18 protein-coding genes are annotated in these 21,087 nt (G+C 58.5%); 10 read left to right on the top strand and 8 right to left on the bottom strand.

Annotation, left to right across the window (positions count from 1 at the left end; all coding sequences use genetic code 11):
- The 5 genes from IV109_RS12830 to IV109_RS12850 all read left to right on the top strand — a co-directional run bounded on the left by IV109_RS12830 (window position 1) and on the right by IV109_RS12850 (window position 7,264).
- Window positions 1-792: a 3',5'-cyclic-nucleotide phosphodiesterase gene (locus tag IV109_RS12830; protein WP_296697024.1), complete on the top strand. Its 792-nt coding sequence runs from the start codon at window positions 1-3 to the stop codon at window positions 790-792.
- Window positions 789-3,209, top strand: coding sequence for a GspE/PulE family protein (locus IV109_RS12835; RefSeq protein ID WP_296697025.1), 2,421 nt, complete (start codon window positions 789-791; stop codon window positions 3,207-3,209). The genes IV109_RS12830 and IV109_RS12835 overlap by 4 nt, the downstream gene beginning before the upstream one ends.
- A 185-nt stretch (window positions 3,210-3,394) precedes the next feature.
- On the top strand, window positions 3,395-3,922 hold the full coding sequence (locus tag IV109_RS12840) for a pilin (protein WP_296697027.1): 528 nt from the start codon (window positions 3,395-3,397) through the stop codon (window positions 3,920-3,922).
- Window positions 3,923-4,007: 85 nt separating this feature from the next.
- Window positions 4,008-5,645 (top strand): O-antigen ligase family protein, encoded by a 1,638-nt coding sequence (locus IV109_RS12845; RefSeq protein ID WP_296697028.1) that lies wholly within the window; start codon window positions 4,008-4,010, stop codon window positions 5,643-5,645.
- A gap of 236 nt (window positions 5,646-5,881) precedes the next feature.
- Window positions 5,882-7,264 (top strand): Wzy polymerase domain-containing protein, encoded by a 1,383-nt coding sequence (locus IV109_RS12850; protein ID WP_296697029.1) that lies wholly within the window; start codon window positions 5,882-5,884, stop codon window positions 7,262-7,264.
- A gap of 5 nt (window positions 7,265-7,269) precedes the next feature.
- Here the strand turns inward: IV109_RS12850 and moaC are convergent, their stop codons facing one another.
- On the bottom strand, window positions 7,270-7,761 hold the full coding sequence (moaC, locus tag IV109_RS12855) for a cyclic pyranopterin monophosphate synthase MoaC (protein ID WP_296697030.1): 492 nt from the start codon (window positions 7,759-7,761) through the stop codon (window positions 7,270-7,272).
- 80 nt (window positions 7,762-7,841) lie between these two features.
- Between moaC and tfpZ the strand changes: the two genes are divergently transcribed.
- Complete coding sequence (tfpZ, locus tag IV109_RS12860; protein WP_296697031.1) at window positions 7,842-8,615, top strand: TfpX/TfpZ family type IV pilin accessory protein; 774 nt, start codon at window positions 7,842-7,844, stop codon at window positions 8,613-8,615.
- Window positions 8,616-8,713: 98 nt separating this feature from the next.
- Window positions 8,714-10,237 carry a M48 family metalloprotease gene (locus tag IV109_RS12865; protein WP_296697157.1) on the top strand — a complete coding sequence of 508 codons (1,524 nt, stop codon included), beginning with the start codon at window positions 8,714-8,716 and terminating at the stop codon, window positions 10,235-10,237.
- On the opposite strand, the gene IV109_RS12870 is transcribed toward IV109_RS12865, so the two are convergent.
- The gene (locus IV109_RS12870; RefSeq protein WP_296697033.1) at window positions 10,205-10,558 is read right to left on the bottom strand and encodes a phage holin family protein; all 354 of its coding nucleotides are present in this window, start codon (window positions 10,556-10,558) and stop codon (window positions 10,205-10,207) included. The two genes, IV109_RS12865 and IV109_RS12870, sit on opposite strands and share 33 nt — an antisense overlap.
- A gap of 72 nt (window positions 10,559-10,630) precedes the next feature.
- Complete coding sequence (locus IV109_RS12875) at window positions 10,631-11,353, bottom strand: TerC family protein (RefSeq protein ID WP_296697036.1); 723 nt, start codon at window positions 11,351-11,353, stop codon at window positions 10,631-10,633.
- Window positions 11,354-11,642: 289 nt separating this feature from the next.
- Between IV109_RS12875 and IV109_RS12880 the strand changes: the two genes are divergently transcribed.
- Window positions 11,643-12,059: a DUF3717 domain-containing protein gene (locus IV109_RS12880; RefSeq protein ID WP_296697038.1), complete on the top strand. Its 417-nt coding sequence runs from the start codon at window positions 11,643-11,645 to the stop codon at window positions 12,057-12,059.
- Here the strand turns inward: IV109_RS12880 and IV109_RS12885 are convergent, their stop codons facing one another.
- Both IV109_RS12885 and purB read right to left on the bottom strand, forming a co-directional pair.
- Window positions 12,060-12,620 carry a YaeQ family protein gene (locus IV109_RS12885; RefSeq protein WP_296697040.1) on the bottom strand — a complete coding sequence of 187 codons (561 nt, stop codon included), beginning with the start codon at window positions 12,618-12,620 and terminating at the stop codon, window positions 12,060-12,062. It abuts the gene before it with no gap.
- Window positions 12,621-12,632: 12 nt separating this feature from the next.
- The gene (gene purB, locus IV109_RS12890; RefSeq protein WP_296697041.1) at window positions 12,633-14,012 is read right to left on the bottom strand and encodes an adenylosuccinate lyase; all 1,380 of its coding nucleotides are present in this window, start codon (window positions 14,010-14,012) and stop codon (window positions 12,633-12,635) included.
- Between the two features lie 96 nt (window positions 14,013-14,108).
- Between purB and IV109_RS12895 the strand changes: the two genes are divergently transcribed.
- Entirely contained in the window at window positions 14,109-14,723 is a 615-nt protein-coding gene (locus IV109_RS12895) for a glutathione S-transferase C-terminal domain-containing protein (protein WP_296697043.1), read from the top strand.
- A 21-nt stretch (window positions 14,724-14,744) separates the two neighbouring features.
- On the opposite strand, the gene IV109_RS12900 is transcribed toward IV109_RS12895, so the two are convergent.
- A complete protein-coding gene (locus tag IV109_RS12900) occupies window positions 14,745-15,980 on the bottom strand; it encodes an HD domain-containing phosphohydrolase (RefSeq protein ID WP_296697044.1) in 1,236 nt (411 codons plus the stop codon).
- 83 nt (window positions 15,981-16,063) lie between these two features.
- On the opposite strand from IV109_RS12900, the gene rfaE2 reads away from it, so the two are divergent.
- Window positions 16,064-16,558 (top strand): D-glycero-beta-D-manno-heptose 1-phosphate adenylyltransferase, encoded by a 495-nt coding sequence (gene rfaE2 / locus IV109_RS12905; RefSeq protein WP_296697046.1) that lies wholly within the window; start codon window positions 16,064-16,066, stop codon window positions 16,556-16,558.
- Between the two features lie 14 nt (window positions 16,559-16,572).
- Here rfaE2 and IV109_RS12910 read toward each other — a convergent pair whose 3' ends face one another.
- Together IV109_RS12910 and glnE are read right to left on the bottom strand one after the other, a co-directional pair.
- On the bottom strand, window positions 16,573-18,252 hold the full coding sequence (locus IV109_RS12910) for an AMP-binding protein (protein WP_296697048.1): 1,680 nt from the start codon (window positions 18,250-18,252) through the stop codon (window positions 16,573-16,575).
- A gap of 67 nt (window positions 18,253-18,319) precedes the next feature.
- Window positions 18,320-21,043 (bottom strand): bifunctional [glutamate--ammonia ligase]-adenylyl-L-tyrosine phosphorylase/[glutamate--ammonia-ligase] adenylyltransferase, encoded by a 2,724-nt coding sequence (glnE, locus tag IV109_RS12915; protein ID WP_296697050.1) that lies wholly within the window; start codon window positions 21,041-21,043, stop codon window positions 18,320-18,322.
- Between the last annotated feature and the right edge of the window lie 44 nt (window positions 21,044-21,087).

The raw sequence follows: 21,087 nt of genomic DNA on the forward strand, positions 1-21,087 counted from the left end.
ATGAAAATTCGTGTGCTGGGCTGCTCGGGTGCCATATCAAAGGATTGTCGGACCACGTCTTTCTTGGTCGACGGCGATGTCTTGATAGACGCCGGGACCGGGGTGGGCGATCTGACGCTGGATGAAATGCGCGCGATCGACCATGTCCTGCTCACGCATTCGCACCTTGACCATGTAGCGGCCCTGCCCTTGATGGTGGATGCGATCGCGTCCCGGCGCAGCACACCGATACGGATTCACGCCTTGGCTGGAACTATTGCCGCTTTGCAGGCTCATATTTTCAACGATGTCATTTGGCCCGACTTCAGTCGCATTCCGACTCCCGAGGCCCCATTGATCAGTTTTCATGAAATCCAGATTGGCCAGACGCTACAGTTCGGACGCAAGCTGGTGGAAGTGCTGCCAGCCGTTCACACCGTCCCGGCCTGCGGCTACGCGGTGACCGCGGGCGCGGGTTGCTGGGTGTTCTCGGGAGATACCGAGCGCAACCCGGTATTCTGGGAAAGAATCAATCAATTGAATGTGGCCATGCTGGTGATCGAAACCGCCTTCAGCAACCGTGAAAAAGACCTTGCCCGGCGAAGCCTGCATCTCTCCCCCACCGTGCTGGCGGATGAGCTTGATTGCATTGACAAGGGTAAAAATTACCCTATTTACATTACGCACACCAAGCCTGCAGAGACTGAGCTGATCATGGAAGAAATACAGCGCTTCGATCAAACCTCGGTCACCGGGCCCAATGTGACACACGATATCCGCTGGTTGCGCGCGGGTCAGGAGTTTGAGTTATGAGTGCCGTGATGAAGCCGACTGGAGTTGAGAAGAATTCCGAGCAGGCCTTTTTTGAATCCCAGAAGCTGCCTTCCGAGAAGCGGGGGGTGACGTTTGAGGTCCTGTTTTACAAGCAATTGCAGCACGTCACAGCCCGTATCCATGAGACCGACAACCTTGAGCAAATCATGCTGGAGGCCAGCCAGGACATTTGCAAGCTGTTCAATGCCGACCGCCTGACTTTGTATGCGGTCACAGAAGACCAGAGCGCCATTGTCTCCAAGGTCAAGACCGGTCTGAACAGCAGTCGCGATCTCAAGCTGCCGATCACGCCCCAAAGCATTGCCGGATACGCAGCCTACAGCAGGCAGCTGCTCAACCTGCCGGACGTCTATGACGATGAGGCCCTCAAGCAGATCCATCCCGCCCTGACCTTTCTCAAGGAAGTCGACAAACGTTCCGGCTACCGCACACGCCAGATGCTGGTGGCGCCCATCCTTGAGGGCAATACCCTGCATGGGGTGCTGCAAGTCATTAACAATAAAAGCGACCAACCCTTCAGCGACCTCGAAGTCGAAGGTGTATCCCAGTTGTGCAAGACCCTGGCGATTGCCATTCGCCAGCGCGTACAAAAAGCAGACGAAGGCGTGCGCCGCAAAGCCACCAAATACGATGGCCTGGTGGCCGACGGCGTGATGACGGATCAAGAGCTTGTGCAGTGCTTGCAGGAGGCGCGCAATGAGGGCAAACCGGTTGAGCATGTGCTGATGGCGCATTACAAGGTGCGGCCCGCCCAGATAGGGCCGTCGCTGTCCAAGTTCTTTGGCGTGCCCTACGAGCCTTTTGTTTCCAGTCGCATTCGTTCGGAAATGCTGCATGGGGCGCTCAAGCGGGAATTTATTGAGGAACAGGGCTGGATTCCGCTGGAAGAGTCGCCCGAGGGTCTGGTCATCATGTGCGTTGATCCGGAAGCCGTGCGCGGCTCGCGGGTGGTGCCTCAGGTGTTTCCCCGCATCACCCGATTTGCCTACCGGGTGACGACGCAGACCGAATTTCAGGAGACGCTGGGGCAGATTTTTGGGGCTGGCGTGGAAGGGGGATCGATTGACGAACTGCTGGCCGACATGGACGGCGCTCCTCTGGACGAAGGAAGCAACGATGACTCGCTGGAGTCGGCGGCCGCCGACAACGAGCTGGTGAAGTTCGTCAACAAGGTGATTATTGATGCCTACACCCAGAAGGTGTCAGACATTCACATTGAACCCATGCCGGGTAAGCTCAAAACCGGCATCCGTTTTCGCATTGACGGCACCTTGATGCCTTATATTGAAGTGCCCGCCCACTTCCGTCAGGCCATGGTGACGCGGCTCAAGATCATGTGCGACCTGGATATCTCAGAGCGTCGCAAGCCGCAGGACGGCAAGATCAAGTTCAAGAAATACGGTCCAATTGACATCGAATTGCGGGTTGCCACCATTCCGTCTGCGGGAGGGGTGGAGGATGTGGTGATGCGGATTCTGGCTGCCGGCGAGCCGATTCCCCTGGACAAGCTGGGCTTGACGCCGCACAACAAGCAGCGCGTCGTCAGCACCATTGAGAAACCCTATGGTTTGTTCTACGTCTGCGGTCCGACGGGTTCCGGAAAAACCACCACGCTGCACTCCATCCTCAAACACCTGAATACACCGGACACCAAGATCTGGACCGCAGAAGATCCGGTGGAAATTACCCAAAAAGGCTTGCGCCAGGTTCAGATCAACCGCAAGGCGGGTATTGATTTTGCGTTGATCATGCGGGCCTTCTTGCGCGCTGATCCCGACATCATCATGGTCGGTGAGTCGCGTGACAAGGAAACGGTGGCCATGGGTGTGGAAGCCTCACTCACCGGCCACCTGGTTTTCTCCACTCTGCACACCAACTCGGCGCCCGAGTCCATCACCCGTTTGCTGGACATGGGCATGGACCCCTTCAACTTCGCTGATGCCTTGCTGGGCATTCTGGCGCAGCGGCTGGCCAAAAAACTGTGCGACTGCAAAGAATCCTATGTGCCCGATGGTTCGGAGCTGAAGCTGTTTTTGGCGGAGTACGCCGAAGAGTTACGTCATTCGAAAGCCTGGAAGGCTGACTATGAAGGCGAAACCCAGAAGTTGCTGGACAGCTGGGTCGAAGCCTACGGGCAGGACGGTCAGCTCAAGTTTTACCGCCACGTGGGTTGTGACAAGTGCAACAAGACCGGTTACAAGGGCCGAATTGGTTTGCACGAGCTGCTGATTGCAGATGACGACATCAAAAAGCTCATTCAGGAACGCGCCCGCGTGGCCGAGATCTTTGCCGCTTCCGTGGAAGGCGGCATGCGCACCCTGAAGATGGACGGCATGGAAAAGATCATGATGGGTTTGACCGACATCAAGATGGTCAGGTCGGTCTGTATCAAGTAAGTGACATAAATGGAGTGACAAAATTGTCACTCGTGGGGGCTGAAAGACGGAAATTGCCATGATTTTTGTCAATTCAGTGAAATTTGCCGCAAAAATAGCCAATTCGAAGCTTGGGTAATCTGGCATGGAATCTGCTGTACATGATGGTCCCCCGTTGGATTGTGTTTTAACTTAAGGAGCTATTCATGAAGCGTTCTATGCAAAAGGGTTTCACCCTGATCGAATTGATGATCGTGGTTGCGATCATTGGTATTTTGGCTGCTGTGGCGTTGCCTGCATATTCGGATTACACAATGCGCGCGAAGATGTCTGAAGCTATTTTGGCGGCTTCAACATGCCGTACCGGAATTACCGAAAGCATTCAGACTGCGCCGGCGTCAACTACGTTCTCTGCCAATGGTTGGGGTTGCGAGCAGTCTGTCGCTGCTTCAGGTACTAAATATGTTGCGACGGTGATGACGTCAGGCCTTTCTGCGACGCCGGCTACTGGTGATGCGACGATCACGGTGACTACCCAAGGTTTGGCGAACGCCGCTGCTGGCGCACAAGGTGGTACGGTGCGGTTGGCGGCATGCGCAAGTGCAACCGCAACTACTTTTGCAGCCTGCATTCCTCCTGCAATTGGCGGATCCATCACTCAGTGGATTTGCGGTCCTGGTTCTAGCACTCCTGTACTGGCTAAATTTTTGCCCGGCTCCTGCCGTGCAACTTGACATTGAACTAGTTTGAAAAGCGGCTTCGGCCGCTTTTTTTATGTACTCTTCACGTAGCTACGCCCTAGGGTTGCTTTCCCTCACGATGTCATGGCTAGCCTATGACCATTACCGGCCATGGCTCAATTTTCATTCTGAGCTATTGGCGTTCGTTGGTCTTTGCGGGATGCTTGCTGGCGTATTGCGCCGCTCGGGGGGCATTGCAGTTGTGCCGTGGACCAGTGCCTGGATCGCGGTGGTTGCCCTCCTGCCATGGATTCAATATGCCACAGGCATTAGCCTGTTTGCTGGCGATGCGTTGCTGTCGTCGCTGTATCTTTCTGGGTTGTTGGCGGCAGTATTCACTGGCTATGCATTGAGTCAGCCCAAACTCGGCCAGCCCTCAGATGGCTTAATGGGATTGATGTACAGTTTGTGGATAAGTGCCCTGATTTCCGCTGCCATTGGTTTGGCACAATGGTTTGATGTTCAAGGGCCCTTGGGTATGTATGTGGTCCAAACAGACATCGGTGATCGCGCTAGGAGCAATCTCGGACAACCTAACCAGTTGGCTACGTTACTTCTCATGGGTGTGACGGCTTCTGTATACCTTTTTGAGTGTCGGGTGCTTGGGCGCCTCGCTTTCTATATCGGTATTGCCTTCATGACTGGTGTACTGATCTTGACAGAATCGCGGTCTGGCATGCTGAGTGTGCTCGTCATGGCCGTCTTCTTGGTGTGGAAGAAGCGCATCCTTATATCCCGTTTATCAGCTTGTTCTGTGGGGGTGTGGGTTGCTTGTTTTGTCACCGGTACATTGGCGCTACCTTTCTTGAGCGATGCTTTGTTGCGGGGCGACCTGCGAGGCATTAGCTCTGCAGAGCCCATAAGTCAGCGTTGGCTAATGTGGCAACAGATTGCGTATGCGGTGGGCCAGTCCCCGTGGGTGGGTTTTGGTTGGAATCAGACGCCGACCGCCCATGCCGCCGGAGCGGTCGCGTTTCCTGGATCCGTAACCTATACCAACGCACACAATTTTGTTATGGATCTTCTGGCATGGAATGGGCTACCTTTGGGGCTCCTACTGACCGCTGCCATTGGATATTGGTTTGTGTCTCGGATGTGGAGCACCTCGCGCTGTGACGGCATCCATGCCATGACGTGTCTGTTGCCTTTGGGTGTCCATAGCATGCTGGAATTCCCGTTTGTCTATGCATATTTCTTGATCGCTGCCGGGTTCATGGTTGGGATGGCGGAGGCCACAATGATGCCCGCAAAGACGATCCGACTGAAAAAGCGCTGGGCTTGGTATTTCATGGCTCTTTGGATGTCGGTGGGGAGTTACTTGACTTATGAGTACTTCCTCATCGAGGAGGATTTCCGTGTAGTGCGTTTCGAAAATCTACGTATCGGGAAAACGCCTGATGGCTACGAAATCCCGAACGTGTGGATGATCTCTCATCTGGCTGCCATGCTCAAGGCAGCGCGTCAAATCACAGAGCCTAATATGTCAAAGGCCGATTTAGAGAATTTGCGTAAGGTATCGGAACGTTTTTCTTATGGGGCGCTTAGGTATCGCTATGCCATCGCGTTGGGACTCAATGCGGACCCGGTCGGTGCAAGCCAACAGTTAGCCATTGTTCGAGGGATGTACGGAGAAAACTTCTACCAATCGTGTAAACAAAATATGCGCCAGCTGGAAAAAGACCACTACCCACAGCTAGCGGCCGTTGCAACACCTTGATTGTCCTAGTTCATTGATGAGTGAGCACAGGCCAAATGATGCTCGATTTTGTATTTATCGTCGTCCCTTGGATAAGTCCCTTTAGCGTAGGACCATCTCCATCGTATCTGCAAAGTCTGATTTCACAGGGTTGTTGTGCTTTCCTATTTCTGACTTTAGTGTCGTCAAGGGATGTGACCAATTACGGAAAATTGTGTGCGACGGCATGGCTCTTCGCTGCGTTGGTGACCTGCCTGATGGGGTTGTTTCAATATTTTGGGGTGCCGGCCGCGCTCGCGCCCTTGTTCAACACTACTGGTTTGGGCGAAGCCTATGGCAACCTGCGCCAGCGCAATCAGTTTGCGACGTTGACCAACATGGGCATGGCGGCCTTGCTGTGGTGGATTGTCCGCGCTCCGATGAGGCCTGCTATTCAACGGGACTCGATTTTGCGACGTTGGCTGCTAGCAACGTCAGTTGTCTGCGCTGCAACGCTGCTGGCGGTCGGCAATGCAGCCTCTTCCTCCCGTACCGGTCTGCTCCAGTTGGCCATGCTGGTGCTTCTTCGCTGGATCTGGACCCGCTTTGGGACTGGTTGGCGTCAGTCCGGTGTGGGGCGAATATTGCTGATAGTTTTAGTGGCTTACGGTGTCGCAGCAGTCGCGCTGCCCCTACTTGTCGGCCTTGATCTTAAATCCACCGGCATCCTGGCCCGTTTGCATGACGGCGACCCGGCCTGCGCCAGCCGGTTGACTTTATGGGGCAACGTGCTGCATCTGATCGCGCAAAGACCCTGGCTGGGTTGGGGCTGGGGGGAGTTGGACTATGCGCATTTCATCACGCTCTATCCGGGCGCGCGGTTCTGCGACATTCTGGACAACGCCCATAACCTGCCTTTGCATCTTGCGGTGGAGCTGGGTATTCCGGCTGCCTTCGCCGTTTGTGCGCTTGGCTTGTGGCTGGCGTGGCGAGCCAGGCCGTGGCGCGAGGCCGATGCTGGCCGTCAGATGGCCTGGACGGTATTGGCGCTGATTTTGTTGCACAGCATGCTGGAATACCCCTTGTGGTACGGGCCATTTCAGATGGCTGCGGGACTCTGCATTTTCTTGCTGTGGACGAGCCGTGCGGCGCGCTCTGCGTCCGCAGCGCCGGCGGCAGTGGCAAGTAGGCAGAGAAATAGGCCTCTAGCCAGCGTATTCATTAGGAATTTCGCTATAGTTTTGATAGCTTTTGTTGGCTATGCCGCTTGGGACTACCACCGCATCAGTCAAATCTACCTCGCGCCTGAACAGCGCGCCGCCGCCTATCGTGACAACACGCTGGAGAAGATGGGGGACTCGTGGTTGTTCCGGGATCAGGTGCGTTTTGCGCAACTCACCATCACCTCATTGAGCGCTGAGAACGCGCTGCAGGTCAATGCCCTGGCCAAGCATCTGCTGCATTTTTCACCCGAGCCGCGCGTGATTGAAAAGCTGATTGAAAGCGCCGTGCTGCTGGGGCGCGATGACGAAGCCCTGTTTTACCTGCAGCGTTATCGGGCTGCATTTCCCGAGCGGCATGCGCGCTGGGCCGCCATGCAGCGCCACAGTCGCTGTCTTGGCGGACCCGCACCCCTGGACTGCATTCTGGACGGTCGGTGATCGCTTCAGGTCGGCGCCACAAAACTGCCTGACTTGCCGCCATGCTTTTCCAGCAGCTTGCAGTCGGTGATGGTCATGCCGCGGTCCACCGCCTTGCACATGTCATAGATGGTGAGCAGGGCCACCTGTACCGCTGTCAGGGCTTCCATCTCAACCCCGGTAGGCCCCACGGTTTCCACGGTGGCAGTGCAAAATACGCTGCTAGCCTGCGTGGAATCTGCCTTGACCACTTCAAATTCAAGAGCAACCCGGGTGAGCGCCAGAGGGTGGCACAGGGGGATCAGGTCGCTGGTTTTTTTGGCGGCCATGATGCCGGCGATGCGGGCAATGCCCAGCACATCGCCTTTTTTGGCTGTGCCGGCTTCGATGATGGCCAGCGTGGCGGGCAGCATCTCGATGCGGCCACGGGCGACGCCGATGCGGTGCGTGCTGGCCTTGGCGGCTACGTCGACCATGTGGGCCTGCCCTTGGGTGTCGAAATGGGTGAGAGAGCTCATGGAAAAATTCAGTACAGTTGAAAATTGCTGGCAAACGCCAAATTTACAGAACGTTCATATCCAACGAGCATCATACGACCATGCAAATTTTTACAATCCTGTTTTGGAAAGATCGGCTCAAGGCGAGTGGTATTCATTTGGGGGTCAGCCTTGCAATTGCGCTGCTGGCTGGCGCGTTGGTTTTTGGACTTTGGTATCCCTACCCTTACCGGGAAATTTCGAGTGGGCGAGAGTTGTTTCTAATTTTGATGGCGGTTGACGTCATTCTGGGGCCCTTGATAACCTTGGCAGTTTTCAATCGTGCTAAGCCGTGGCGCGAGCTGCAGCGTGATTTGATAATGGTGGCTGCGATCCAACTTAGCGCCTTGGGGTATGGTCTTTGGACGGTATTCGTCGCACGACCAGTGCACATGGTGTTCGAATATGATCGTTTTCGAGTGGTACATGCGATTGACATACCGCCTGACTTGCTGACGAAAGCACCGCTCGGGCTCGATCTAATGCCTATCTTGGGTCCGACGGTTTTGTCGTTGCGCCCTTTTAGGGATGGTAAGGAGAATATGGACGCTACCCTTGCTGCGTTGGAGGGCTTGTCGCTTTCCGCCCGTCCTGATTTGTGGCAACCGTATGCCTCCGCAAAAGTCGAGATACTCATAGCTGCCAAACCCGTGGCGGCACTCAAGACCCGGTTTGCGTCACAAGCCGCAGCCATCGATGCCGTCATCGCTGGCACAGGCCGCTCGCCCGATGCGCTTGTTTACGTTCCCATGGTGGGGCGCAAGTCGTTTTGGACCGTTTTTCTGGACCCTGTGACGGCCGAGGTGCTGGCCTTCATGCCGCTGGACTCATTTTGATCGAAATTTTGAAACGAAATCGTGCTCTGGCCCTTGTGCAGAAAGCACAAATAGCTACTATTTTGATAGCTATCGGGTGGGCCAACCCCACCACATTGATGGCGCAACCCAGCGGTCGCGTGCCAGCTTCGTCAACCAGCCAACTGCCCACCCTGGGCGATGGCAGCGAGATGGCCAGCGGCGTTGAGCGGCGCCTGGGCGACCGCATCGCGCGCGAACTGTACCGCGACCCGGACTATATCGACGACCCGGTGCTGGTGGATTACGTGCAGGGCATCTGGCAGCCTTTGCTGGCGGCGGCACGTCTTCGGGGTGATCTGACGCCCGAACTGGATGAGCGTTTTGCCTGGGAATTCATGCTGGGGCGGGACCGAACTGTGAATGCCTTTGCCTTGCCCGGGGGCTATCTGGGCGTCCATTTGGGCTTGATCGCTGTGGTGAGCAGTCGCGATGAATTGGCCTCCGTGCTGGGGCACGAACTCAGCCACGTCACGCAACGCCACATCTCCCGCCTGATTGCCAAGCAGAACCAGCAAACACCCTGGATGATTGGCGCCATGATCCTGGGCGCGCTGGCCGGCAGCAAGAATCCGGATGCCGGCAATGCCCTGATCGTCGGTGGGCAGGCAGTGGCAGCCCAGAACCAGCTCAACTTCTCCCGCGACATGGAGCGTGAGGCCGACCGGGTGGGCTTTGGCGTGATGACCCAGGCTGGGTTCGACGCTCAGGGCTTTGTCTCGATGTTTGACAAGTTGCAGCAGGCCTCACGGCTGAACGACAACGGTGCCTACCCTTACTTGCGCAGCCACCCGCTTACCACAGAGCGGATCGCGGACATGCAGTCGCGCCAGGCCCTGGATCCGCCACGCGCTGGTCATGCAGGTGTCACGCTGGAACATGCGCTGATTGCTGCGAGGGCGCGCGTGATGTCCAACCCCGGTGTGGATGCCCTGCGCGGCTTTGTTCAGGAGGCGGGGCAGTCCAATGTGGCAAGCTTGACCGCATCCCGACAGGCCGAGGTGTGGTACGGAGCGGCCCTTGCGGCCAGCCGCTTGCGTGATTTTGTTGCAGCCAGGGCACATCTGGATCGCCTGACGGCTGTGGTTCGATCCGACGCGTCGGCGGCGCGCTTGTCGCGTCTGCTGGCGGCTGAAATTGCGTTGACTGGCGGTGATATGGCGCAAGCGGCGACGGTCTTGCAGCCTGATGCGCAGCGTCCTGGTGGCGCCGGCCCAGCTACGATGCGCCGTCCTGAACTGTTTCTGGGCGCGCAGACCGTTTTGAAATCGGGCCAGGGCGGATCATTGGGCGCCATCGGTGATGCGGCGCAGCGCCTGCAGGCTTGGGTGGCTCTGCATCCGCGGGATGCGCAGGCCTGGCAGCTGCTGTCGGGCCTCTATGAGGCGCAAGGCCTGCCATTGCGTGCCATACGGGCGCAGGCCGAAGCGCAGGTGGCGGTGCTGGATTACGCGGCCGCGCTGGATCGGTTCAAGGCGGCGCAGGAGTATTTGCGCCAGGCACGAGCGGGCAATGCGGCCGCGGACCACATTGATGCGTCCATCATCGACACCCGCAAACGGCAGGTGGAGCTATTGCTTAAAGAACAGGCGCTCGATCGCTGAGTCGATCACCAGGCCAAACACCGAATAGATCAGCGACCCCAGCAGTGCGGCACCAAAGCCGCTGACATGAAAGCCGTCCAGCACGCCTGCAGCGGCCCAGAACATCAGGGCATTGATCACGAACAGGAACAGCCCCAGCGTGATCACCGTGACCGGCAAGGTCAGCACCACCAGCACCGGTCGCAAAATCATGTTGAACAGGCCGATGACAAATGCGGCAATCAGGGCGGCAGAGAAGGTCTTTACTTCCACGCCACTGTAGAGGTAGGCCACGGCCAGCAATGCGGCCGCGCTGAGCAGCCATTTGACAATAAGCTTCATAGCGGCACAGCATAGCACCATGGCCGACCGCGCACTACTGCGGCCAATGACCCAAAGGGCCGGCGAGGTATATCAGTGCTTGCCGTCGGCGGTGGCGTTGCCTGGCCGGGCTGGGGGGCGGCTCAGCCGGCCCGCCAGCAGTACGCCGACCACCACGACACCATAAATGCCCCAGCGCGCCGCGGTTTGCACCATCTCGGTCGGCTGTGTGGCAGAACCAAACACACCTTGCAACAGGGGTTCGCTCACGATCATCTTGGCGGCGGTCAAAGCGAGCACGGCGGCACCGATCTGGATGATTGCAGGAAAGCGCTCCACCAGCTTCAGCACCACTGAACTGCCAAATACCACGATCGGCACGCTGACCAGCAGGCCGATGACGACCAGGTCAAACGCGCCGTGCGCGGCACCGGCCACCCCCAGCACGTTGTCCACACCCATCAGCGCATCGGCCACTACGATGGTTTTCATGGCGCCCCAGAAGGTGGCGCTCACCGGCCCGCCGTGTTCGTCATTGCTGTCGTCCGCCAGCAGCTTGTAGGCCACCCATACCAGCCCCAGGCCGCCGACCAGCATCAGTCCGGGAATCTTGAGCAGCCAGACGACGCCAATGGTCATCACCGAACGTACGGCGATCGCGCCCACTGTGCCCCACAGGATCGCCTTCTTCTTGAGATGGTCAGGCAGTTGCCGGGCAGCCAGTGCAATAACAATCGCGTTGTCGCCGGCCAGCACCAGGTCGATCAAGACGATGGCCAAGAGTGCGGACCACCACGCTGTAGAAAACAGTTCCATTACCAAACCTCAAAGTGTTGCGTTCGTGAACACCTGATATGCATTGCGGGTTGGCGGGAGTCGGCCTTCGCGCGTTACACAACAAGTGCATGGCGAAGGTCTTGCTCGATGGTGCAAAAGGCGGTTCAAGCCGATGTCGCACCATCTGGTGAACCGGAAGGCATATTTGTCTTCGTATTGACGATTCACCAACAGGGAGCTACTCCCCTTCAGATGTCAATTTGACCACTGCAGCGCTATTCCCCAAATTGATGGGGTTAATCCGGGGCCGGGCTATGATGCGTCCCCCATGGCAGGTATTCACATCACCGACGTTGAGTCGGCTATCAACTATTGGCGCGAAAGACTACCCTCTGCGGATGGCTTTTCCCTGGCACCGCAGACCCGTGCCCTGGCGGAGGTGTATGCCTTGATGGTTTATTACCATGAAGTGCAGGCCGATGAGGGCTCGATGCCCGCCCAGGCGCTTGAAGCCTGGCTGGCCTGGTACGACACCACGCCAGACACGCCCTGTATTGCCATTTGCTCCACCAGCCAGGGCGATGAAGAGTGCAAAGGCTGCGGACGCAGCTTTGCCGAGGTGCAGCACTGGACCGACATGCGCCCGGCCGAGAAACGTCAGACCTGGCGCCGCATCACCATGGAAGGTACAGCCTGGCGCTTCAACAAGTATGCCGAGCGGGCGGTGGAAAAACCAGCAGAATAGCTATTTCCAGCGAACGGGTTCAATGTCCACATTGTGTTTGCCGTCCCCCAGCATCAGCACACCTTCCTGGATCGTGGCCTGTAGCTGCATGCTGCGCTGTGCCATGGGAATGAGGGCTTGTGAAGCGGCGGTGGGGATGCGAAACACGCTCAGGTTTTTGGGCCGGGCCAGCTTGGCTTCCATGGTGCGCCACCACACTTCCGCCGCATGGTTGAAGCAGTACAGAACCACCTCATCGGCTTTGCCGCAGGCTTTGAGCAGCGGCTTGTCTTCGGGCTGGCCGACTTCGATCCACAGCCGGGTCAGGCCGGTGTAATCACGCAGCCAGACATCGGGTTCATCCGGGTCGCTCAGGCCTGCGCCAAAAGCCAACGTGGCGTCGCCGCCGCACACGGTTTGCAGCTTGTGCGCCTGCAACGCCAGTGCGCACAGGCGCACCATCATGCGTTCATCCGTCTCGCTGGGATGGCGCGCCAGGGTCAGCGCGTGGTCGGCGTAGTAAGCGTGGTCAATGTCGGCGATTTGCAGACTGGCTTTGAAGATCGTGGATTTGATGGCCATGCAGGTATCGAATCAAACTCGCCGGGCGAGTTCCGCGGCCTTGCCCACGTAGCTGCCTGGCGTCATGGCCAGCAGGCGTTGCTTTTCCGCTTCGGGGATGTCGAGTTTGGCAATGAAGCCCTGCATCAGTTCGCGCGTCATCGGCTCACCGCGGGTGAACGTCTTGAGCTGCTCATAGGGTTGGGGCAGGCCAAAGCGGCGCATCACGGTTTGAATCGGTTCGGCCAGCACTTCCCACGAGGCGTCCAAGTCGGCGGCTATCGCGGCCCCGTTGAGCTCGAGTTTGCCCAGGCCGGTGGCCAATGACTGGTAGGCCAGTACCGCATAGCCCAGGGCCACGCCCATGTTGCGCAGCACGGTGGAATCGGTCAGGTCGCGCTGCCAGCGGCTGATGGGCAGCTTCTCGCTCAGGTGCTTGAGCAGGGCGTTGGCCAGGCCCAGGTTGCCTTCTGCGTTCTCGAAATCAATCGGGTTGACCTTGTGCGGCATGGTGCTGGAGCCAACTTCGCCATCGCGCAGTTTCTGTTTGAAATAGCCCAGTGAGACATAACCCCAGACGTCGCGCGACCAGTCGATCAGGATGGTGTTGGTGCGCGCCACGGCGTCAAACAGCTCGGCCATGTAGTCGTGCGGCTCAATCTGGATGCTATAGGGTTGGAAAGTGAGTCCTAACCCCAGAGGCTCCGGTGTTTCAATGACTTTGCGGCTGAAGGCCTCCCAATCGAAGTCGGGCCAAGCCGACAGGTGGGCGTTGTAGTTACCCACGGCACCGTTCATTTTGGCCATCAGCTTGATGCCGGCAATTTTCTCGCGCGCTGCCGCCAGGCGGACCACAACGTTGGCGATTTCCTTGCCCACTGTCGTGGGGCTGGCGGTTTGGCCGTGGGTGCGGCTGAGCATGGACACATCGGCAAAAGCGTGGGCCATCTCGCGCAATTTGCTGATCACCGCGTCCAATGTGGGCAGCAGCACCTGGTCACGCCCGGCCTTGAGTTGCAGAGCGTGGCTGGTGTTGTTGATGTCCTCACTGGTGCAGGCAAAGTGCACAAATTCACCGGCAGCCAGCAATTCAGGCCGCGCTTCAAACTTGGATTTCATCCAGTATTCGACCGCCTTCACGTCATGGTTGGTGGTCTTCTCAATCGCTTTGATGGCTTCGCCATCGGCCTCGGAAAAGTGTTTGACCAAGCCCAGTAAGTAAGTGCGCGCTCCTGGAGAGAGTGGCTTAAATTCAGCAAATCCACAGTCGCTCAAGGCAATAAACCAGGCTACCTCCACTTGAACGCGGCGGTGCATGTAGCCCTGTTCGCTCATCACAGGACGGAGTTTGGCAAGCTTGGCGGCATAACGGCCGTCCAGCGGGGAAAGGGCGGAAATGGTGGAGAAAGTCATGACCAGATTGTAGGTTGTGCGCCATGAGTTGAACTTGTCCGCACTCTGGTAAACCCCAATGGATAGAATGATCGTTCCTGCAACAGTAGACAACACATGAAATTACTTGGATCCGGCACCAGTCCCTATGTGCGCAAAGTACGCGTTGTCATGGCCGAGAAGAAACTCGACTATGACTTCGTGGTGGAGGATGTATGGGCGGCGCAGACCACGATTTCCGAGTCCAACCCCCTTGGCAAGGTACCGTGCCTGATCATGGAAGGCGGTGAAGCCCTGTTTGATTCCCGCGTGATTGTTGAATACTTGGACACGCTTTCGCCTGTCGGCAAGTTGATTCCCACGGTGGGGCGTGAGCGGGCCGAAATCAAAACCTGGGAGGCCCTGGCCGACGGCCTGCTGGATGCTGCTCTTCTGGCGCGGATGGAGGCCACCTGGACCGGACGCACCAAGGCCCAACGCAGTCAGGCCTGGATTGATCGCCAGTTGGGCAAGATCGATGCGTCACTGAAGGCCATGAGCAAGGGTCTGGGTGACAAGCCTTTTTGCGCCGGTATTTATCTGAGTCTGGCCGATATTGCGGTGGGTTGCGCACTGGGCTATCTGGACTTCCGTTTCCCGCAGATTGACTGGCGAAACGAGTACCCCAATCTGGTCAAGCTGCACGACAAGTTGATGCAGCGATCCAGCTTCGCCGATACCGTACCGGTCTGATAGAGAAGGCCTGCGGCCGACTTACCAAATACGGTCTGCCGCCGGTGACTTGGTCAATAGCAGCAAGCGTTCCAGGTTGATCTTGACCTTCACATCCCGGTGCGCCACGCTGGCCACGATACGGAATTCCGGCTGGCTGGTGTCGCGCACGATGGGCTCCCCGGTGGGCATGCCGCTGCGATTGATCAACAGTGCCACGCGCGGCGTCGTGGTATTCGCCCCGCGTTTGATGACCACGGCAATCTCATTGTTGAACAGGCGCACAAAAGAGCCGGGCGAGTAAATTCCCACGGCCTTGATCAGGGCGGCACCGGCCTCGTCAATTTGCCGGTTTTCGTCGAAATAGCAGGCTTGCATGGCGGTGGCCGGTGCGGCGGGTACGCGCGAGGCGCGAGGTGCCAGACACGCTGCGAACATGTCGGCACGCTGGATCAGCCGGGCCAGACGCAGGCCGACCGATGCCCGTGCGCCGAGAGGCCCCGGTTTATTGGTATGGTGGTCCAGCACGGCTTCCAGCCACACCGGGTCGCTTACCCCCAGTTGCTCCAGCATATCGCGGGACTTTTCTGCATGCCGGTCGATTTGACGTCGTTGCTCGGGACTCAGAGCTTCTTTCTGTTGCGCCAGCCGATCCTGTAAATCGGTCATGCCGATGTTCATGGTCAGTGCTGCGTTGCACAGGGTGTCCTCCAGCTCGGTGGGCCACTTCAATACCTCACGTGCAGCCAGGCTGCACATCACGCTCACCAGCATCGCGTGGGTGGCACTGTACAGACGCACTTCGCTGGCTGACAGGTGGAACAGGGCAAACAAAGTGCCGTCCGGGTTGAGATGCGAATGGCGACGCAGCTGTGTCTGAATCTTGGCCAATCGATGGCTGAAGCTTGCCGGGTTGCTGTCGCGCAGCATGGCATGGGTCTGTTCCTGCAGGTCCAGCCAGTCCGGCTCGCCAGCATTGCCCGTGTCGCGGTTGCTGTCCAGATCCGAGGCGGAAATTTGGGCGCCGGCAATTTTCCCGAGAGTTCGGTCTTCGCGCACCAGATCGTAGAGTTTGCCCATGTAGGCACGGTGATGGCTCTCGGACTCGGCGACATCGATGTACAGCTCGCCGCGCAATGCGACGATCTGATCCAGGTCAGCCCGGCTTCTGACGACGTAGCCCTTGTTGGCCAACATGACACCGCCTTCATCCCGCAGGGTAAAGGGCAGTGGCTGACCAATACGTATAGAGTCGGCTTTGACGATGACGAGGTTCATGGGATGGTGCAATTATGCCCACACAGGCGGGCAGTGCAGTACGCTAGCTTAAGGGATTTGTCCAGCCTGCTAGCATCGAAGCCATGAGTAACACACCCTCCATTTCTGCCCTTACAGACAAAATTTCTGACCGTGCCGGTGTTTTGGCCCGCGTCGCGCAACTGCCCCGGCCTCTGGTCTTCACCAATGGCGTGTTTGATGTGCTGCACCGCGGCCATGTGATGTACCTGGCCCAGGCGCGGGCCTTGGGCGCCAGTTTGGTGGTGGCTGTGAATACCGATGCGTCTGCCCGCAAACTGGGCAAGGGCCCCGATCGACCCCTCAACAACGAAACCGACCGGGCCGTTGTCATGGCCGCGCTCGCCAGTACCGACCTTGTGACCTGGTTCGATGAAGAAACGCCCCTGCAACTGATTGCGCAAATTCGCCCTGACATCCTGGTCAAGGGCGGGGATTACGACATGCAGACGCTGCCCGAAACGCGCGTGGTCGAGTCTTACGGCGGGCGGGCGCTGGCACTTCCTTTTGTGGACGGCTATTCCACTACCGCACTGGTGCGGAAAATTCGTCAGAATTAAAGGCCAAATTCAGATCAGACCCAGTGGACAGTGCCTTTTTTGGCATACCAGTTTTCCAGCTGGGGGTCGACTGCCGCTTCGATGCGGGTGCGTCGGATCTTCATGGTGGGTGTCAGGTAACCGTTCTCAACCGTCCAGGGTTCGGGCGCGACCACAATCATCTTGAGTTGTTCATAGTCGGCCAGCTGCTGGTTGACTTGCGCAAGCAGCTGGCTGAGCTCTTCCTGAACCCGTGTCCGAACGGCAGGGTCGCCAACTTTGGGTCGCAAGTCTTCGGCAAGCACGACGATGGCATAGGCGGAGACCTGGCCCACACCTGATACCAGTGTCAGCTCCACCATCGGATGGGCGTTCAACAGGTTTTCGATCGGTGCGGGCGCGACGTACTTGCCCTTGGAGGTCTTGAACAGCTCCTTGACACGGCCCGTGATTTTCAGCAGTCCATCGGCGCGTAGTTCACCCCGGTCGCCGGTGCGGAAGTAGCCGTCCGGCGTGAAGCACTCGGCATCCAGGTCGGGACGTTTGTAGTAGCCGACCATCTGACCCGGCGACTTGATCAGAATTTCACCTTCCTCGCTGATGCGTACCTGCACGCCGGGCAGGGGCACGCCCACATAGCCCGGCGCATTGCCGGTGGGGGTGGAGTTGTGCGAGTAGGCGAAGTCCTCTGTCATGGCATAACCCTCAAACAGATTCAGCCCCAGGCGGCGGTACCAGCTGATCAACTCTGCAGGGATCGGCGCGGAACCGCTGCCGGCCAACAGGGCCTGGTCCAGTCCCAGGCCTTTGAGAACTTTGCGCCCGACGATCTTGCCCAAAATGGGAATGCCCAGCAGCCGATCCAGTTTTTTCGGCGGCATCTTGGTGAACACGCCTTGCTGGAACTTGAGCCACAGGCGCGGTACCGAGATGAAAGAGGTCGGTCGGGCCCGGTTCAAGTCTTGCAGGAATGTATCGAGTGATTCTGCAAAGTACACGTGTGTATTGCCCTCCACCATGGAGGCGCATTCCACCCATGAACGCTCGAAGACGTGTGCCAGTGGCAGGTAAGACAGCACGCGGCCTTCATCTTTGAGGCTGACGCGCGATTTCAGGTCGTTGACCATGCCCTCGGTGGCGCGTGTGATGCGTTCGAAACTGTGCATGACCCCTTTGGGTTGCCCGGTGGAGCCGGAGGTGTAGATCAGCATCGCCAGATCGTCAGGCGCCCGTTGTGGGCGGCCGCCTAGAGGCTGGGTGCGTGCCATGATCGAATCCCAGGTGTCAAAGTCGGTCCGGGGCGCCAGCGGGAAGGCAATGCAGGGCAATCCGGTCGGTACGCCGGGGATTTGCTGGTCCCATGTGTCGAGCTTGCCAACGAACAGCAGGCTCGCTTCACTGTGTTCCAGCACGAAGCGCACCGTGTCAGCGGTCTCGGTGGGGAAAATCGCCACCGTGGTGTAGCCCGCCATCCAGATGGCCAGTTCGGCCATGAAGAAATGCGCGCAGTTCTTGGACAGAATGGCAACCCGTGCACCGGGCTCAAAGCCGCGGCTTTGGAGGTGTGCCGCCATGCGCCGTGCCTGGTCAAGGGCTTGGCCCCAGGTGTAGTCCACCACTTGATTGCCACCCACCGGCTGGGTCAGGTAGACCTTGTCCGGGTGGGCTGCCTCGTGCTCATAAACATAGTCCAGGATCAGCTTTGGTTTTGACATGGAGATTCCTCTTCTTGTAACCGGCACATGTTACGCGTTCCATGTCATTCACCGATACGGGTTTACCTCAGTGTCCAGCGGTGCCAAACACCGCCTGCCACAAGGCGAGCACCGCGTTGCTTTGCTCCTGCAATTCGGATGCAGGCACCTGGGTCGGTTCTTCGTTGAGCCGGGCTCGATGCTGTACCCGGCGCAATTCCCGATAAGCGCCCGCGGCGGCGTGCCCCACCCCTGCGGGGAGCAGTCCGGCGGTCTCGGCGCGTTCAAGAAGGGCAATGTTTCCCACGTTGTCGATCAGTTCTGGATGTTGCGCGGCCTGGGAAAGCACCAGGTACTGGATGGCAAATTCCGCATCGATCATGCCCCCGGGGCTGTGTTTGACGTCAAACTGCCCGGCCTTGGTCGGGTGGGCGGCGCGAACCCGGTTGCGCATGGCGTCGATCTCCAGCTTCAGGTCCGGCGCCTGGCGGGGTGCCACGATCACGGCTTTGCGGATCGCATCAAAGCGTTGACGCAAGGCGTCGTCGCCCAGCACGAAGCGCGCGCGCGTCATGGCCTGATGTTCCCAGGTCCAGGCCGTGTTGCTGCCCCGTTGTTGCTGGTAGTTGGCGTAGGCGTCAAACGACGTGATGAGCAGGCCGGCGTTGCCGTTGGGACGCAGGGCCGTGTCGATCTCGTACACATCGCCTTCGCCGGTTTTGACGGTCAGCCAGTTGATCAGCTTGCGAACCAGGTTGGCGTAGACCTCGGGGGCACGTTCGTCATCGTCGCAATACACAAACACGATGTCCAGATCGCTGCCATAGCCGAGTTCCTTGCCACCCAGTTTGCCGTAGGCAATGATGGCAAACTGGGGCGATTCGCGATGCCGGGTTTTCAGACGGTCCCAGCACCAGCGGGTGGTCACGCGCAGGACCGCCTCGGCCAGTGAGCTGAGATCATCGGCGACCTCCTCGACCGTGAGCCTGCCCTCCAGGTCCCTCGCCAGGGTGCGAAAAACCTCGGCATGGTGGGCGCGACGCAGCAGGTTGAGGAGCGTCTCATCGTCGTCTTCGCCGGTGCTTGCCAGCGAGGCACGGCGATGATTCAGTTCTTTCTCGAATTCGGCGGCTGAAAAACGCTCCTCCAGCATGTCGCTGCTGGCCAGTTCGTCAATCACGCCGGGATGCAACAGCAGGTAGCGCGCTGGCCAGCGTGCCGCACCCAGCAAGCGCAGTAATCGTTCATGCACATTGGGCCGCTCCAGCAACAAGGCCAGGTAGCTTTCGCGTCGCAGCAGTGGTTCAATCCAGTCGGCGATGCGCACGGCGGCTTCCTCGGACACTGTGCCCTCCCTGACCCACTGGGCGGTGCGTGCCACCAGACGGATCAGCCGGGTGCGCGACTCGTCACGCAAGGCCAGCACGCGCGGATGGTCGCGCCAGGCGGCCACGCGGGCACGGAAATTCTCCGGCAACTGCTCAAGCAGTTCGTCAAATCCGGGTGCTGATGAGCTCGGCTTGGCACCGTTGCAGCCTTTGCAATCTTTGTCAGCACCTCCGCCCAGCAAGATGTCGAACTCCTGCGCCACGAGCTCGCGATAAGTGTCGAGCTGGTGCAGGAACGAACAGGACGAGGGATAGCCGAGGGCACTGGCGATCCAGTTCAAGTCATCGTCCTGGGTTGGCAGTACATGTGTCTGCTGATCATCCAGGTACTGGATTCTGTGCTCCACGCGGCGCAAAAACACATAAGCTTCGGCCAGGGCTTGCGCGGTGGCCTGCGGCATCAAGCCTGCGTTGGCAAGCCGTGGCAAGGCGCCCAGCGTCGGGCGTGTACGGAGTTCCGGAAACTGGCCACCCCGTACCACCTGAAGCAGCTGAACGATGAATTCGATTTCCCGGATGCCGCCGCGCGAAAGCTTGACATCATTGGCGCGTTCGGGGCGACCTGTGCTGCGCTTGCTGGCATGGTCACGGATCTGACGATGCAGGATACGCAGCGAGTCAAACACGTTGTAATCGAGGTAGCGCCGGAACACAAACGGCAACACCACACTGCGAAGGGCTTGTGCCGACCCGTCCTTCACGACGTTCAGCGGGGCGACAACCCGACTCTTGAGCCAGGCAAAACGCTCCCATTCGCGGCCTTGCACGTGAAAGTATTCCTCAAGCGCGCCGAGCGACACCGCGGGCGGACCGGAGTTGCCGTTGGGGCGCAGCGCGAGATCGACGCGGAAGACAAAACCGTGTTCGGTGGTATCGCCAATCAGGCCGTAAATTGCCCGCACGGCCTTGGCAAAATATTCCTGATTTGAAATCCGCCCACGCCCCTGTGCATCTCCCGTGGTTTCTCCGTCCTGATCGTAGACGTAGATCAAATCGATGTCGCTGGAGACATTGAGTTCCCGGGCGCCGAGCTTGCCCATGCCAACAATCCACAGCTCCGCCCGTTCACCGGACGGCGTTCTGGGTACGCCGTGACTCTGGTCAAGTACCTGATGTGCCACAGCAAAGGCCTTGTCCAGCGCGAACTCAGCCAGATCGGTCATGGCTTCGGTGACTTGCCGCAGCGATGCCTGTTCATCACAATCCAGAACCAGCAGGCGTTCCAGAACCAGTTGCCGCGTTGTTCGCAGTGCGGCACTTGCGTCCAAGCCCTGTGACTGCAGGGCGTCATAGGCCAGGGCCATGGCGGCATGGTCAGGAATTCCTCGGGGCAACAAATTCAGCTGGCTCTCATAGCGCCTTCGAATCCGTTGACCGAAGCGTGAGTGCGATGACAATGGGGGGCTGGTCATAATTCCTGACATATCTCCAAGATCACAATGATTGACTTGACGTCTGCCCCATCATC

The sequence above is a fragment of the Rhodoferax sp. genome (genome assembly GCF_018780565.1).
Lineage (GTDB): Bacteria > Pseudomonadota > Gammaproteobacteria > Burkholderiales > Burkholderiaceae_C > Rhodoferax.

Excerpts from the sequence above, each read along its gene's own strand:
- IV109_RS12830 (WP_296697024.1), top strand. The coding sequence starts at position 1 with ATGAAAATTCGTGTGCTGGGCTGCTCGGGTGCCATATCAAAGGATTGT.
- IV109_RS12835 (WP_296697025.1), top strand. The coding sequence starts at position 789 with ATGAGTGCCGTGATGAAGCCGACTGGAGTTGAGAAGAATTCCGAGCAG.
- IV109_RS12840 (WP_296697027.1), top strand. The coding sequence starts at position 3,395 with ATGAAGCGTTCTATGCAAAAGGGTTTCACCCTGATCGAATTGATGATC.
- IV109_RS12845 (WP_296697028.1), top strand. The coding sequence starts at position 4,008 with ATGTCATGGCTAGCCTATGACCATTACCGGCCATGGCTCAATTTTCAT.
- IV109_RS12850 (WP_296697029.1), top strand. The coding sequence starts at position 5,882 with ATGGGGTTGTTTCAATATTTTGGGGTGCCGGCCGCGCTCGCGCCCTTG.
- moaC (WP_296697030.1), bottom strand. The coding sequence starts at position 7,761 with ATGAGCTCTCTCACCCATTTCGACACCCAAGGGCAGGCCCACATGGTC.
- tfpZ (WP_296697031.1), top strand. The coding sequence starts at position 7,842 with ATGCAAATTTTTACAATCCTGTTTTGGAAAGATCGGCTCAAGGCGAGT.
- IV109_RS12865 (WP_296697157.1), top strand. The coding sequence starts at position 8,714 with ATGGCGCAACCCAGCGGTCGCGTGCCAGCTTCGTCAACCAGCCAACTG.
- IV109_RS12870 (WP_296697033.1), bottom strand. The coding sequence starts at position 10,558 with ATGAAGCTTATTGTCAAATGGCTGCTCAGCGCGGCCGCATTGCTGGCC.
- IV109_RS12875 (WP_296697036.1), bottom strand. The coding sequence starts at position 11,353 with ATGGAACTGTTTTCTACAGCGTGGTGGTCCGCACTCTTGGCCATCGTC.
- IV109_RS12880 (WP_296697038.1), top strand. The coding sequence starts at position 11,643 with ATGGCAGGTATTCACATCACCGACGTTGAGTCGGCTATCAACTATTGG.
- IV109_RS12885 (WP_296697040.1), bottom strand. The coding sequence starts at position 12,620 with ATGGCCATCAAATCCACGATCTTCAAAGCCAGTCTGCAAATCGCCGAC.
- purB (WP_296697041.1), bottom strand. The coding sequence starts at position 14,012 with ATGACTTTCTCCACCATTTCCGCCCTTTCCCCGCTGGACGGCCGTTAT.
- IV109_RS12895 (WP_296697043.1), top strand. The coding sequence starts at position 14,109 with ATGAAATTACTTGGATCCGGCACCAGTCCCTATGTGCGCAAAGTACGC.
- IV109_RS12900 (WP_296697044.1), bottom strand. The coding sequence starts at position 15,980 with ATGAACCTCGTCATCGTCAAAGCCGACTCTATACGTATTGGTCAGCCA.
- rfaE2 (WP_296697046.1), top strand. The coding sequence starts at position 16,064 with ATGAGTAACACACCCTCCATTTCTGCCCTTACAGACAAAATTTCTGAC.
- IV109_RS12910 (WP_296697048.1), bottom strand. The coding sequence starts at position 18,252 with ATGTCAAAACCAAAGCTGATCCTGGACTATGTTTATGAGCACGAGGCA.
- glnE (WP_296697050.1), bottom strand. The coding sequence starts at position 21,043 with ATGTCAGGAATTATGACCAGCCCCCCATTGTCATCGCACTCACGCTTC.